This is a genomic window from Stieleria sp. JC731 (genome assembly GCF_020966635.1).
GTDB lineage: Bacteria > Planctomycetota > Planctomycetia > Pirellulales > Pirellulaceae > Stieleria.
Map to the genome: position 1 here is coordinate 1 of NZ_JAJKFQ010000007.1, position 14,906 is coordinate 14,906.

Here is a 14,906-nt window from a genome sequence, read left to right on the forward strand (position 1 = left end):
TGAAATCAAATGGGTCAAATCCAAACGCTTGGAAGTGCAAAGGGCGATGACTAACTGAGAGCGAGATCAGTCAGTCAGCGGTTCATCTACCCGCGCGAACGGCGGACATAACCGAGTGACGGCGGATGACTAACCACTTCAAAAACCCCGACTCCGTCACTTCGGTTCATGTCATGGTTCGCGTGGTACGCACGACCACGGTCTGCGCTACATCGCTGACGACAAGTCTACTTGATTGGAATCGCGAAGGGTAACGAGCATAGATTTTTTGGCTGGCGCATGGGGCGTTTGACCAGCCATCTCGGAGCAGAAAATAAACCGTGGCATCAAATGCGATAGACAGGAAACTACTGTCCCATGAATTCAGATGGGCCTAGTTCACGAGCAACGATCAAACCGGAGATTCAGTTGCAACGATCAGCTATCAGTTGCCAGGTGAGATCAGATGGGCCGAATTCAGCAGCGACTATCAAACCGCAGCATCATTTGCGGCGATCAGCTAACAGTTGCCACGTGAGATCAGATGGGCCGAAATCAGATGCCTTGAACTGAAAAGGGCGATGGCCAACTGAGAAAGAGATGAGTCATTTAGCAGTCCATCTACCCGCGCGAACGGCGGACATAACCGAGTGACGGCGGATGACTAACCACTTCAAAAACCCCGACTCCGTCACTTCGGTTCATGTCATGGTTCGCGTGGTACACACGACCACGGTCGGCATTACCTCGCTGACGACAAGTCTACCCGATCGGAATCGGGGAGGGGAACGAGCATAGATATATCGGCCGGCGCATAGGGCGTTTCATCGGCTATCTCGGAGCAACATCCAGACCGTGAAATCAAATGCGAAAAACAGGAAACTGCTGTCCCTTGAATTCGGATGGGTGTAGTTCAAGCAACATGATCAAACCGTGAATGCAGTTGCGATCAAAAGGAAACTGATGTCCGTTGAAGTCCGATGGGCGAAATCCGGGCACAACTATCAAACCGCAACTTCAGTTGCGTCGATCAGCTAGCACTTGTCACGTGAAATCAGATGGGCCGGATCCAAACACTTTGTAGTACAAAGGGCGATGACCAACTGAGAAAGAGATGAATCATTCAGTGGTTCATCTACCCGCGCGAACGTCACCAATCACCCGGTCGCGACGAGAGATTTTCCATTGCCAAAACGCCCGACTTCGCGACTCGGGTGCATTGGATTGTTATCCGCCTATTTCAGAGCCCACAAAGCGACTCATATGGGTCGATGATATCGTCGCCGCAGACCGGACAACAGAAGTCATCAACGACTGTCCAAAGTAAACCGACGACTTCGGGATGCCCATCAAATGCCGCGATCATCCACAGATACCGCATCGAGTCGACACGCGATTTCCGCGATTCAGTGATCATTTCAGCAAGCAGTTGTTTGCCATCTGCGATCGCTTCGATAAACGGCTTGCGAAGTTCTCCGGGTATTCGGTTCGTGAGCTTGTTGTCGTCGTAGGAGCAGGTGAGGATTCCAGCCGCGAGATCCAATGTGGATGTTCCTTGTTTGACGCTAAGGCTTCGTGCCGCCGAGACCAAATGTGGGAACGCCGCGAAACTTGCGGAATATGTTGAGCACTGGTGGCAGAGCGAACTCCACAGTTTTTCCCAGTATGACTTCGTCAAGCCTTTCTTCGTATGAAGTTGGTTGAGCAACCTTGGCGTGTCTACGGCATTTCCGTAGGCGTGTTCTAATTCCGACCAGCGTGGATCATCTAATTCGAGCATTGAGTCTCTGCTTGGCGGATAACGGTAGCCCTCACCGAGGTCGGGCGGAAGACTTCCCACTTCAATAAAACACGACTCCCGACCTTCGCGTGCACGGCATGGTTCGCGAGGTACGCACGACCACAGTCCGCACTACATCGCTGTCGACAAGTCTAACCAATTGGAATCGCGAAGGGGAACGAGCATCGATATTTCAGCCGGCGGGTAGGGCGTTTGAACAGCAATCGCGGACCAGAAATCGAACCGTGGCATCAAATGCGATAGACAGGAAACTGCTGTCCCATGAATTCAGTTGGGAGTTGTACAAGCAACACAATCCAACCGTGAATTCAGTTGCGATCAACAGGAAACTGACGTCTCTTGACATCAGGTGGGCCGGTTCCAGCCACGACTATCAAACCGCAATTTCAATTGCAACGATCAGCTAACAGTTGGCAAGTGAAATCAGATGGGCCGGATTCAACCCTTTGTAGTGCAAAGGGCGATGGCCATCCGGGAAACAGATGAGTCATTCAGCGCTTCATCTACCCGCGCGAACGGTACGGATCACGTGGTCGCCGCGAACGATCAACCACTTCAAAAACCTCAACTCGGCGACTCACGTGCATCCGATGGTTCCCCGATTCCATCTGGTCATCTGAGTCGCGGATGTTTGATGTGCGGATGCGGAACCAAACGTCGCAGATCGTTCAAGAATCGTTTAGCGGGCGCGTTGTCGTCGAAACCATACAGTATTGCGGATGGTTTTCCAGAGTCTGGGTCGATCGCTGGGAGGTAGAAGTTATGACACTTCCAACATACAGAAACGTTGAAGATCAAATCGTCGCCACGATAGAAGCGAATTCCGTATGTCGGCACGTGGCAGAACGCACCATTTGGCTGAAACTCGAGAGCTCGCCAGTCAGCGGCGATACGTTTCGCGTCCTTCGCGCCGAACACCTTAGACGAAAGGGACCGGACAGAAATCTCGGACGACGGAATGACGAGCGAGCCATTTTCGGTTTTCGGCGAAGCCGGACGGATGAGAAACGTTTCGGATTGCAACGCGGGTTCAGGGTCCTCGTCGTCATCCAAGACAGGTAGCGCAAGCACCTCGATACGATCGACAACGGGAAGATCTGTCGTGTGAGCAGCTTGCACGAGGTTGGCGAGCGTTTGGTAGCGTGGAGTCGCCGGGATCTCGTCTCCGGTGCACGGACGAATGAAGACGGTAGCGGCAATGACGCAGGTTCGAAGTATCAGCATCGTCATTCAGTCGGGGAACGACGGCGGTAACGGGGCCGCCGCCAAGTAACTATGATTTCGAAACCCGCGTCATCGGCGGCTCCCGTTCACCGCTTGGTTACGCCTCTTCTGCGTCCATGCTATTGAGCTCGGCAAAGACGCGTTCAAGTTCCTTGGCAAACTTGGTGTGCTTTGGGATTCGGCGATTCTTGAGGAATGCTCTGAATTCCGCAGCGGGGCGATTGGCAAGAAAGTTGTGATAAATGGTGTATTTGACGCCAAATCCGACTGCCAACCCAATTGTTTCCGATTCGCCATCTAGGCCTTGTTCTTCACCGTCAGGGTATTCTTGCTCTTCTTTGGATGCATCTTTGTCGCCAAGTAATTGGATGCCGAAGGCGACCAATTGATATCGGTGAAGGTTCAAGTAATGCGTGATCTCAGGGATCGTCATTCCTGACACGCTGACCTCGGCTTGCAGGTGGCTTGTCGTTGTTGATGCCAGATCTCGAATGATCTTCAATCGGCACTGCTCGGCAATCGAACACTCTACCGCCGCTAGTTCGTCGGACGTTAATAGCGCGACGATTTCCTGGTAACTCGTTGGAGTGATCGAGATGCCTTCCGATGTCTTCATGTGGCGATGCCAATTTAGTTTAGTCTTGAGGCGTAACGTCACGGATCACGCGGTCGGCGCGAGCGATCAACCACTTCAAAAGCCACGACTCGCCGACTCGTCGTGCATCCGATTGTTATCCCGAGTATTGGATTAAGGGCAGAACTTTCGACCTCGCTTATGTGCAATTCGTGCGCGGGTGCGTCGTGAACCGTACGACAGTGTAACCTCTGAGACGCCAGATTTGTACGTGTACCCAGACCATACAATTCCCCATGCGAATTTCCAATAATGTGGAATTGCGATAATTTCCTGAATCACGGTTAAATCTGGGCAAAAGGAATTTGATCTTTGGTCAACAGTTTTGCCGGGGCCAAGCAAATTGGTCAGGTACTGGTCGTGAAAACGCTTCGCATCGGCTGCGGAGTCCAGATTGAACGGACGAAGCTGAAACGTCGAACGCATGTGGAAAGTGCAGTTGAGAATTGCAGAGTCGTAGAAGAACGCCTTGCCGCCCCAGTTCTGGCCTAGGTCAAGAGTCACGTCGATAAAGGATGTGCACGATTGCGGCGACGACATCTCGCTCATTTCGGAAAGCACGGTAGATGAACAAAGCACAGCTGAGTGGTCAGAATACAGGGTTCCGTTGTCAGGATTAATTGTTAAATCATGCATCTCCTCGTGCGCACCAATGAAGTTTTGAGAGGGATAACGGCGGACATAACCGAGTGACGGCGGACGACTAAGCACTTCAGAAACCCCGACTCCGTCACTTCGGTTCATGTCATGGTTCGCGTGGTACACACGACCACAGTCTGCATCACATCGCTGCTGACAAGTCTACCCGATTCGAATCGCGAAGGGGAACGAGCATTGATATTTCAGCCGGCGGGTAAGACGCTTGAACAGCTATCGCGGACCAGAAATCAAACCGTGAATTCAATTGCGATCGCTAGGAAACTTTCGTCTCGTGAAGTCTCGTGGGCCGCGTTCACGAGCAACAATCAAAAAGCAAATTCAATTGCAGCGATCAGCTATCTGTTGACACTTGAACTCAGAAGGGCCGGATCCAAACGCTTTGTATTGCGAAGGGCGATGACCAACTGAGAACGAGATGAGTCACCCAGCGGTTCATCTACCCGCGCGAACGTTAACGATCACGTGGTCGCCGCGAACGACTCACCACTTCAAAAAACTAAACTCGGCGACTCACGTGCATCGTATGGTTCCCCGCCGCCCTGGATTTAGAATGGACGGCAGTTTGCTATCTGCATTGAGTGTGGACGAGTGAAAGGAATGTAAAATTAGAACAAAGCTGCGGGCGAAACGTCGGGCATAATTTCGGCGACAATCACCGAGATTTCAGCGTCCATTTTACGTTGCAGTTTCCACCTTCGGATCAGCCCGCTTGCATTCCATTCGTCGGCGTATTCAGCCTCAACAATTTGGCGTGCGTCGGATTCGACAGCGGAAAACAAACGATCGTATCCACCTGCAACGAAACAAGACTCACGTCCGGTATCAGGTGACGCTTGGTGTGCAGGTGTTACCTTGTGTTGTCGATCCATGTCGTGCTGTTAAAGTTCTATGTCAGTCGGGGAACGTCAGCAATCACCCAGTCGCGGTGTTTGATCTTCCACTTCATTTTCTTTGATTCCTCGACGTGGGTGCATTGTTTGGTTCGTCGGACTCTGTTTCTTGCAATCAACACTCGCCGACCAAAGAGGCAAGGGATCTGAGCTGCACGGTGTTATACTTGTGCCCTCCCGAAGAAGAACACCGTCAGGATCATAAAGATGAGGAATATCATAAAACCGTGGATCCAGCACGCCGCCTCCAATTGTGAACGGCGCTGAAAGAACGCCGGGACAGGGATGATGCCCAAAACTGCCGTGGTCAGTATCGGGTATTTCCAAATCAGTGTTGTCGCAGCGCAAACAACGCTGTGGTAATACGCGAACGCCACGGAGTTCATTCATGAAATCCGTATAACGTGCGTTGTATCGCTTCGATTCGGCAATAAGTTCACGCAGTTGAACTCTTTCCTCCTCGGACTTCGATGGATCAGCAATTTGGGATCTGTAAAACTCTTGCATTTCCAAGCTGAAATCACTGTCACTTTGGAGCCGGTCGAGCAGTTCAACAACCGTGATGGATTGGCATACTTTGCACCAAGTATGAACTTGGACCATCGGAAACTCCGCTCCCGATGGAAGCCGATAGAATCTTGGAATATAGGAGACTTCCTGACGAAAATCGCACCGCGAACAAGCATATCTCATTGTGCCCATATACAAACACTTATTCGGGGAACGGCGGACATAACCGAGTGACGGCGGATGACTAACCACTTCGAAAACCCCGACTCCGTCACTTCGGTTCATGTCATGGTTCGCGAGGTACCCACGACCACAGTCGGCACCACATCGCTGGTTACAAGTCTAACAAACTGGAATCGCCAAGGGGAACGAGCTTTGATATTTCGGCTGGCGCATAGTGGGTTTGAACCGCTATCTCGGAGTAGTAATCAAACCGTGACATCGAATGCGATAAACAGGAAACTGCTGACCCGTGAATTCAGATGGGTGTTATTCGATCGACACGATCAAACCGTGACGTCAAATGCGATTGACTGGAAACTGATGTCTCAAAAAATCAATTGGGCCAAATTCACGAGCAAATATAAAACGACAAACTCAGTTGCGGCGATCGGCTAATGGTTGCGAGGTGAAATCAGATGGGCCAGATTCGTCAGCATCGAAAACAGGCGTTGGTTATCGCAGGCACAACCATCCGCGCGAACGGTACGGATCACGTGGTCGCCGCGAACGACTCTCCACTTCAATAAACTCAACTCGGCGACTCACGTGCATCCGCTGGTTCTGCTTTTCTGGACGTGTAACGCAGCAAATTCAATCTACCACCTTCCCTTGGACTCAAGCAACAAGCGATAGCTCTCAAGCTCATGAATGATGAATGCAGCACATGCACGGTATCGATCATCGAAAACCGTAAGCCTCTTCTGGTCCTCATCCGGGGAAAAGTATCCAACCAAGTATTGGCCATTGTCGGTTGGTGAGAAATACCAAGTGGGCGACCATCGTTTGTCTTCTACCCACCGCAACCATCCATCAACCAGTTCGGGACGATAACGCAATTCGCGTTCCAGTTCGTTGACATCAAATGGGGAATGGTCGTGCAAACGAGCGGCAGCATCAAGGGCCGCTAAGTCGCGTTCCCCCGTCACGGCATAGCTTGCTCCGATTTCACAGCAGTTCGATGGTGTCATCCCGATCGAGGTTGAAGTGACTCCATAGCAGAACGGCGGACATAACCGAGTGACGGCGCATGACTAACCACTTCAAAAACCCCGACTCCGTCACTTCGGTTCATGTCATGGTTCGCGTGGTACACACGACCACAGTCGGCACTACATCGCTGGTGACAAGTCTACCCGATCGGAATGGCCAGGGGGAACGAGCATTGACATTTCGGCTGGCGCATAGGGCGTTTGAACTGCTATCTCGGCGCAACATCCAAACCATGACCTCAAATGCGATAAACAGGCAACTGCTGTCCCATGAATTCAGATGGGTGTCATTCAAGCGAGACGATCAAACCGTGAATTCAGTTGCGATCAAAAGGAAACTGATGTCCGTTGACGTCCGATGGGCTCAATCTCGGCACAACTATCAAACCGTGAGTTCAGCTGCAGCGATCATCTTACAGTTGCGACGCTAATTCACAGGGGCCGGAGTCAGCAGCAGTGGATTCGAGCCACAATCACCCACGCGAACGGCGGACATAACCGAGTGACGGCGGATGACACACCACTTCAGAAACCCCGACTCCGTCACTTCGGTTCATGTCATGGTTCGCGTGGTACACACGACCACAGTCTGCATCACATCGCTGGTGACAAGTCTACCCGATCGGAATGGCCAAGGGGAACGAGCATTGATATTTCAGCCGGCGGGTAGGGCGTTTGATCGGCTATCGCGGCGCAGAAATCAAACCGTGACATCGCATGCGATAAACAGGAAACTGCTGTCTCTTGAATTTCGAGGGGAGTTGTTCAAGCAAGACAATCAAACCGTGAATTCAATTGCGATCAATAGGAAACTGACGTCTCGCGAAATCAAAAGGGCCGAATTCACGAGCAACTATCAAACCACAAACTCAGTTGCGGCGATCGGCTAATGGTTGTCATTTGAGATCCGATGGGCCAGATCCGTCAGCATTGAAGACAGACGTTGGTTATCGCAGTCACAACCACCCGCGCGAACGGCACGCGTCACCCGGTACGCGCGAAAAATTCTCAATTTCAAAACCGCTCAGCTCGCGTACTCGGGTGCACGCGATGGTTCCCCGCATCATCCGGGCGGCCATTCGCCGTTATCTTTCATCCGTTGGATAGTTTGATTGATGTCTTCCATGAAGACAACGCCAACGATTCCTGATTCTGCTTTTGAAGATTCGGCAAGAAGGGGCGAAGGGATATATGAAGTGAGGTTGGCGACAGCGGCGTTTACGCTTCGATCCGCCAAACAAATGCTAACTTCGCGACTACGGTCATCGGCATGGAAGTAGATCGTCGCTTGTCCAGGATCATAGTCGTGCCGCTCAAGAATGTGCACCGCGAAACGCTCACGATACCACGTAATTAACGCGTCGAGTGTGGTATCGGCAGTAAAAATTAATCCCTCCGTATACGGTTGACGGCAGAACTCTTCTTCAAGTGAATGAGAGTCGTTCGTCGAAGGATGTAAAAAGTCGGCGAGCGTATCGAAGCGTGTTTCCATAACGGGATCAGGTGGGACGCTCGCCTTTGGAGAGCAGGAGCAAAGCAGGCAGAATACGAATGCTAGAGAGCAGAACCACGCCAGCTTGCGATTGTAGTTCGTGTCGAGCATGAAAGACGATTTGAGGACAAACTATCAGTCGGGGAACGGCGGACATAACCGAGTGACGGCGGACAACTAACCACTTCAGAAACCCCGACTCCGTCACTTCGGTTCATGTCATGGTTCGCGTGGTACCCACGACCACAGTCGGCACCACATCGCTGCCAACAAGTCTACCCGATCAGAATCGTGTAGGGGAACGAGCATAGATATATCGGCCGGCGGTTAGGACGTTTGATCTGCTATCTCGGAGCCGAAATCACACCGTGACATCAAATGCGATCAACAGGAAATTGTTGTCCCTTTGGATTAGATGGACAGTGATCCGCAACGATAATCAAACGGTGAATTCAATTGCGATCAATAGGAAACTGAAGTCTCGCGAAATCAAAAGGGCCGAATTCACGACCAACTATCAAACCACAAACTCAGTTGCGGCGATCGGCTAATGGTTGTCAGGTGAGATCAGATGGGCCAGATCCGTCCGCATCGAAAACAGGCGATGGTTATCGCAGGCACAACCATCCGCGCGAACGGCGGACATAACCGAGTGACGGCGGACGACTTACCACTTCAAAAAACCCGACTCCGTCACTTCGGTTCATGTCATGGTTCGCGAGGTACCCACGACCACCGTCGGCACTACATCGCTGGTGACAAGTCTACCCGATTCGAATCGCGAAGGAGAACGAGCATAGATTTTTCGGCTGGCGTATAGGACGTCTGACCAGCCATCTCGGAGCAGAAATCAAACCGTGGCATCGAATGCGATCAACAGGAGACTCACGTCTCGCGAAATCCATTGGGCCGCGATCACGTACAACTTTCAAACCGTTGTTTCAGTTGTGGCGATCATCAAACACTTGCCACGTGAAATCAGATGGGCCGGATTCAGCAGCATTGAAGACAGGCGTTGGCTATCAGTCACAACCACCCGCGCGAACGGTAGCCGTCACCGAGGTCGGGCGGTGGACTGACCACTTCAATAAAACACGACTCCCGACCTTCGCGTGCACGGCATGGTTCGCGTGGTACACACCACCACGGTCTGCGTTTCATCGCTGCTGACAAGTCTACCCGATCGGAATATTGAAGGGGAACGGGCATAGGTATATCGGCCGGCGGTTTGGACGTTTGATCCGCTATTTCAGAGCCAAAATAAAACCGAGACTTCAAATGCGATAAATAGGAAACTGCTGTCTCTCAAATTCAGATGGGCGTTGATCAAGCAACACAATCAAACGATGACTTCAGTTGCGATCAAAAGGAAACTGGTGTCTCGCGAAATCCATTGGGCCGCGTTCAGGCACGACTATCAAACCGTTAATTCAATTGCGGCTATTAGCTGGTAGTAGCCACATGAAATCAGATGGGCCAGATTCAGCGGCGTTGAAGACAGGCGATGGTTATCGCAGTCACAACCACCCGCGCGAACGGTAGCCGTCACCGAGGTCGCCGCGAACGACTCACCTCTTCAATAAACTCAACTCGGCGACTCACGTGCATCGTCTGGTTCTGCCTTCTCGATCGGCACTTGCACGGTCATCGACGCCCACTGTGCGAACGCAGTAGATACAGCATTGTAGACAGCGTCGTGGATTCCTTTCGGCCCGGAATCGATCGGATGGTACGCAAATTGGTCCACTCGGACGTTCCATTGCCGTAAATCGATGACGTAATCGCGGGCAAATCGGTCGATGGCAATACGTGCATATTCCTCCAGAAACGATGCGTCACCGTCGATTTGGTTTCCAGTGTTGCGTTCGATCAAGTCGACCACGATCGCACCATTCGATTCGAAAGCGCGTGAAATTTCCACAGTAGCACCATCGTATCGCTCAGCACCTGCGGCCTGTCTGATCAAGTATGCGGAACCGATTGCGTGCATGATTCAATGGCAGAACGGTAGCCGTCACCGAGGTCGGGCGGTGGACTGACCACTTCAATAAAATACGACTCCCGACCTTCGCGTGCACGGCATGGTTCGCGCGGTACACACGACCACAGCCAGCAGTGCATCGCTCTCGACAAGTCTACCCGATTGGAATCGCGAAAGGTAACAAGCATAGATTTTTCGGCTGGCGCATAGGGCGTCTGACCTGCCATCTCGGAGCAGAAATCAAACCGTGACATCAAGTGCGATCAACATGAAACTGCTGTCGCGCTAAATCCAGTGGGCCGCGATCAAGCACAACTATCAAACCGTTAATTCACTTGCGGCGATCATCAAACACTTGCCACGTGAAATCAGATGGGCCGGATCCAAATACTTTGAACTGCGAAGGGAGATGACAATCTGAGAGCGAGATGAATCATCAACCGGTTCACCTACCCGCGCGAACGGCGGACATAACAGAGTGACGGCGGACGACTAACCACTTCAAAAACCCCGACTCCGTCACTTCGGTTCATGTCATGGTTCGCGTGGTACACACGACCACAGTCTGCACCACATCGCTGATGACAAGTCTACCCGATCGGAATGGCCAAGGGAAACGAGCATTGATATTTCAGCCGGCGGGTAGGGCGTCTGACCTGCCATCTCGGAGCAGAAATCAAACGTTGACATCAAATGCGATAGACGGGCAACTGCTGTCCCGTGAATTCCGATGAGCGTTATTCGAGCGACACGATCAAACCGTGAATTCAATTGCGATCAATAGGAAACTGACGTCTCGCAAAATCCATTGGGCCGCGATCACGAGCAACGATCAAACCGCAACTTCGGTTGCGTCGATCAGCTAGCACTTGTCAGGTGAAATCAGATGGGCCGAAATCAGACGCCTGGAACTAAGAAGGGCGATGACCATGTTGATTAGAGTTGAGTCATCCTGCGGTCCATCTACCCGCGCGAACGTCCGCGATCACCGAGTCGCGGCGGTTGACGTTCCATTGCCAAAACGCTCGGCTCCGCGACTTCGGTGCATCGCATTGTTATCCCGCGTATTCGCGAAGTATTCCGAGTTCCGATAGACGTTCAGCGTATAGCAATCGGTCGGACGGTTCAAAGCAACAAAACACGATCGTTTTTGGATAGCTATGCTCCGCAAGCCAGTCTAGACATGTTCGGATCGCAATTTCACAAGCGGGTTGTTGAGGGAAACCGAAAGCTCCGGTGGATATGCACGGGAAGGCGATGGAATCGCAGTCCTGCTCGTCCGCAATTTGCAATGCTGCACGATAGGTTTCAGAAAGCATGTCGAATTCGCCGCGTGCGCCGTCACGAAATATGGGACCGACAGCGTGAATTACGAAGTTTGCCTTGAGGTTGAACCCAGGCGTAAGACGGGCGTTTCCAGACGGGCAGGGAGCCAGTTTCTGTGAGGCAGCAACGAGCTTGGGACCCGCGGCAGCATGGATAGCACCATCGACGCCGCCGCCACCGATCAGTAGTTCGTTTGCGGCATTTACGATGGCATCAACATCGAGTTTCGTAATGTCGCCCGAATGAAGTTCAATACCAGGCATCAATCTTGCTCAACGTGATAACGGCGGACATAACCGAGTGACGGCGGATGACGAACCACTTCGAAAACCCCGACTCCGTCACTTCGGTTCATGTCATGGTTCGCGTGGTACACACGACCACAGTCTGCATAACATCGCTGCTGACAAGTCTACCCGATTCGAATCGCGAAGGGGAACGAGCATTGATATTTCGGATGGCGCATAGGGCGTTTGAACTGCTATCTCGGAACAACATCCAAACCGCGACATCGAATGCGATAAACAGGAAACTGCTGTCCCTTGAATTCCGATGGGCGAAATCCGGGCACAACTATCAAACCGCAACTTCACTTGCGGCGTTCAGCTAACAGTTGCCACATGAAATCAGATGGGCCGGATCCAAAGGCTTTGCAGTGCAAGGGGCTATGACCACCTGAGAGAAAGTTGAGTCACCAGGCAGTTCATCTACCCGCGCGAACAATACGGATCACGTGGTCGCCGCGAACGATCAACCACTTCAAGAAACTCAACTCGGCGACTCACGTGCATCCGCTGGTTCCCCGCTGCCTCGGAAGCCCGTTGTGAATTAACGCAGCCTCTGGGCAAAATTTCCCCACTGCGTCAAGCACCGCGTGTCCGTCACCGAAGAAAGTGTCTTCGCATTCTATCAACTGTTGATCGCGAGTCTCTATAAAGATTCGATTTGAATCAAGGTTGTCCCGGAATTCGATTGAGACCACATCAGCTAGATTAAGTTTCGTCGAGCGTGGTGTAAGCCCTGTGCACCACCAATGAATGAAATCGGTGGTGATTGTAACTCCAGCGCAATCACCACGACGAACTCCCAGAAAACCGAGAGCCGCCACACCCCCAAAAAAGAGCGACAGAATAAGGACTTCCGGTTTTTGCATCGACGCGGCAACTAGCACGGCACCCAGGGCGATTACCAAAAGTCCCAGGTAAACCACGATGTATCGTGGAGAATCGAAGCGTCGAACAAACGTGAATTCGTTTTTCATTTCAGTCGGGGAACGGCGGACATAACCGAGTGACGGCGGACGACTAACCACTTCAAAAACCCCGACTCCGTCACTTCGGTTCATGTCATGGTTCGCGAGGTACCCACGACCACAGTCGGCACTACATCGCTGACGACAAGTCTACTCGATTCGAATCGCGAAGGGTAACGAGCATAGATTTTTCGGATGGCGCATAGGGCGTTTGAACTGCTATCTCGGAGCAGAAAACAAACCGTTGCATCGAATGCGATAAACAGGAAACTGCTGACCCGTGAATTCAGATGGGTGTTATTCGAGCGACACGATCAAACTGTGAATTCAATTGCGACCAATTGAAAACTGACGTCTCGCAACATCCATTGGGCCGCGATCACGAGTAACTATCAAACCGCAACTTCGGTTGAGTCGATCAGCTATCACTTGTCACGTGAAATCAAATGGGCCGAATCAAAACGCCATGTACGTCAAAGGGCGATGATCAAACGAGAAAGATGAGTCATCAAGTGGTTCATCTACCCGCGCGAACGGTAGAATTCACGGGGGCCGGGCGAACGACTCGCAAGCAGACCATTAAACACAACTCCCGGCCTCCCGTGCAATTCATGGTTCGCACTATTCCGGCATTGCCTCAATCTGCGCGACCGCATCAGCTGCTGGTCTCGCTACTTGGCGCACGTTATTTGATGCGAGTTTTTGGGCGAGCAACAAATAAGAGCGTTTGGGACGTTCTTGAATTGTCTCGGCAATCGCCTGAGGGACAAAAAAGTCATCGTGCTCGCAAATCTTTGAAAACAGCTCAGGATCGCGGTCATACTCCGCATACCGCAGGAGCAAGTCCAGTAGGGGCGTCATTTCGTATTCGTTCGAGAGTGAAAATGCCTCCCGAATTTGATCCAACAGTTCGTCCTGATCTTCAGAAACAAATGATTGTCGGTCGAAAAGCGTTTCCAAAAAGGCACCTGTGGCAATCGCTTCCTTTGCAGCGTGAAGCAACGCCTGCGTATCACGGAAAACAATCTTTGAAGGTTGCCCATCGTGCGATAGATGAAAGATAGCTCCTGCCTTGGGCGGGCCGGGTAGATAACACAGATAGTCGCTGGTGTTTGCCTCATCGAGCAAAATGCAACGCGACATGTCTACAAGCGGATTAAACTCGCGAAATTCGAGAGTTAGCTTCGTTGCATCGGCTGGCGAGAGAAGGTTGACCTCAACTTCCGAGTGTCCAGAAAAATCGCCAGTCTGAACCTGAGCGTAAAACGCCTGCAGGTCGTCTGGGATCTCGTCAAGAAGTTGCGATAACGGCTGGATGTAGGAATTCATTTCTGTGTGCGAACGGCGGACATAACCGAGTGACGGCGGATAACTAACCACTACAGAAACCCCGACTCCGTCACTTCGGTTCATGTCATGGTTCGCGTGGTACACACGACCACAGTCTGCATCACATCGCTGCTGACAAGTCTACCCGATTCGAATCGCGAAGGGGAACGAGCATAGATATTTCAGCCGGCGGGTAGAGCGTTTGATCGGCTATCTCGGAGCTAAAATCGAACAGTGACATCAAATGCGATCAACAGGATACTGCTGTCCCTTGAATTCAGATGGGAGTTATTGGAGCGACACGATCAAACCGTGAATTCAATTGCGATTGATAGGAAACTGATGCCTCGCAAAATCCATTGGGCCGCGATCAGGCACAACTATCAAACCGTTAATTCAATTGCGGCAATCAACTAGCAGTTGCCACCTGAAATCAGATGGGCCGAATTCAGTAGCGTTGGATTCAAGCCACAACCATCCGCGCGAACGGCAGCCGTCACCGAGGTCGGGCGGTGGACTGACCACTTCAATAAAACACGACTCCCGACCTTCGCGTGCACGGCATGGTTCGCGTGGTACACACCACCACGGTCTGCGTTTCATCGCTGCTGACAAGT

The 14,906-nt window shown here is 51.8% G+C and carries 12 protein-coding genes; all 12 read right to left on the reverse strand.

All coding sequences use genetic code 11. From position 1 onward, the window contains the following. Positions 1-1,219: 1,219 nt before the first annotated feature. Positions 1,220-1,759, reverse strand: coding sequence for a hypothetical protein (locus tag LOC67_RS16865; protein WP_230263804.1), 540 nt, complete (start codon positions 1,757-1,759; stop codon positions 1,220-1,222). 633 nt (positions 1,760-2,392) lie between these two features. Further along, a complete protein-coding gene (locus tag LOC67_RS16870; protein ID WP_230263805.1) occupies positions 2,393-3,004 on the reverse strand; it encodes a hypothetical protein in 612 nt (203 codons plus the stop codon). A gap of 97 nt (positions 3,005-3,101) precedes the next feature. Further along, a complete protein-coding gene (locus LOC67_RS16875) occupies positions 3,102-3,620 on the reverse strand; it encodes a hypothetical protein (RefSeq protein WP_230263806.1) in 519 nt (172 codons plus the stop codon). 132 nt (positions 3,621-3,752) lie between these two features. Further along, entirely contained in the window at positions 3,753-4,382 is a 630-nt protein-coding gene (locus LOC67_RS16880) for a hypothetical protein (RefSeq protein WP_230263808.1), read from the reverse strand. Between the two features lie 521 nt (positions 4,383-4,903). After that, positions 4,904-5,167, reverse strand: coding sequence for a hypothetical protein (locus LOC67_RS16885; RefSeq protein ID WP_230263810.1), 264 nt, complete (start codon positions 5,165-5,167; stop codon positions 4,904-4,906). Between the two features lie 36 nt (positions 5,168-5,203). Next, the gene (locus LOC67_RS16890) at positions 5,204-5,791 is read right to left on the reverse strand and encodes a hypothetical protein (RefSeq protein WP_230263812.1); all 588 of its coding nucleotides are present in this window, start codon (positions 5,789-5,791) and stop codon (positions 5,204-5,206) included. Between the two features lie 725 nt (positions 5,792-6,516). After that, the gene (locus LOC67_RS16895) at positions 6,517-6,888 is read right to left on the reverse strand and encodes a hypothetical protein (RefSeq protein ID WP_230263814.1); all 372 of its coding nucleotides are present in this window, start codon (positions 6,886-6,888) and stop codon (positions 6,517-6,519) included. 1,084 nt (positions 6,889-7,972) lie between these two features. Further along, entirely contained in the window at positions 7,973-8,512 is a 540-nt protein-coding gene (locus LOC67_RS16900; protein ID WP_230263816.1) for a hypothetical protein, read from the reverse strand. Positions 8,513-9,986: 1,474 nt separating this feature from the next. Beyond that, entirely contained in the window at positions 9,987-10,391 is a 405-nt protein-coding gene (locus LOC67_RS16905; protein WP_230263817.1) for a hypothetical protein, read from the reverse strand. 1,046 nt (positions 10,392-11,437) lie between these two features. Then, positions 11,438-11,971, reverse strand: coding sequence for a macro domain-containing protein (locus LOC67_RS16910; protein WP_230263818.1), 534 nt, complete (start codon positions 11,969-11,971; stop codon positions 11,438-11,440). 518 nt (positions 11,972-12,489) lie between these two features. Continuing rightward, positions 12,490-13,053, reverse strand: a complete 564-nt coding sequence (locus LOC67_RS16915; RefSeq protein ID WP_230263819.1) for a hypothetical protein — start codon at positions 13,051-13,053, stop codon at positions 12,490-12,492. Between the two features lie 528 nt (positions 13,054-13,581). Beyond that, positions 13,582-14,373, reverse strand: a complete 792-nt coding sequence (locus tag LOC67_RS16920) for a hypothetical protein (protein ID WP_230263820.1) — start codon at positions 14,371-14,373, stop codon at positions 13,582-13,584. Positions 14,374-14,906 lie beyond the last annotated feature (533 nt).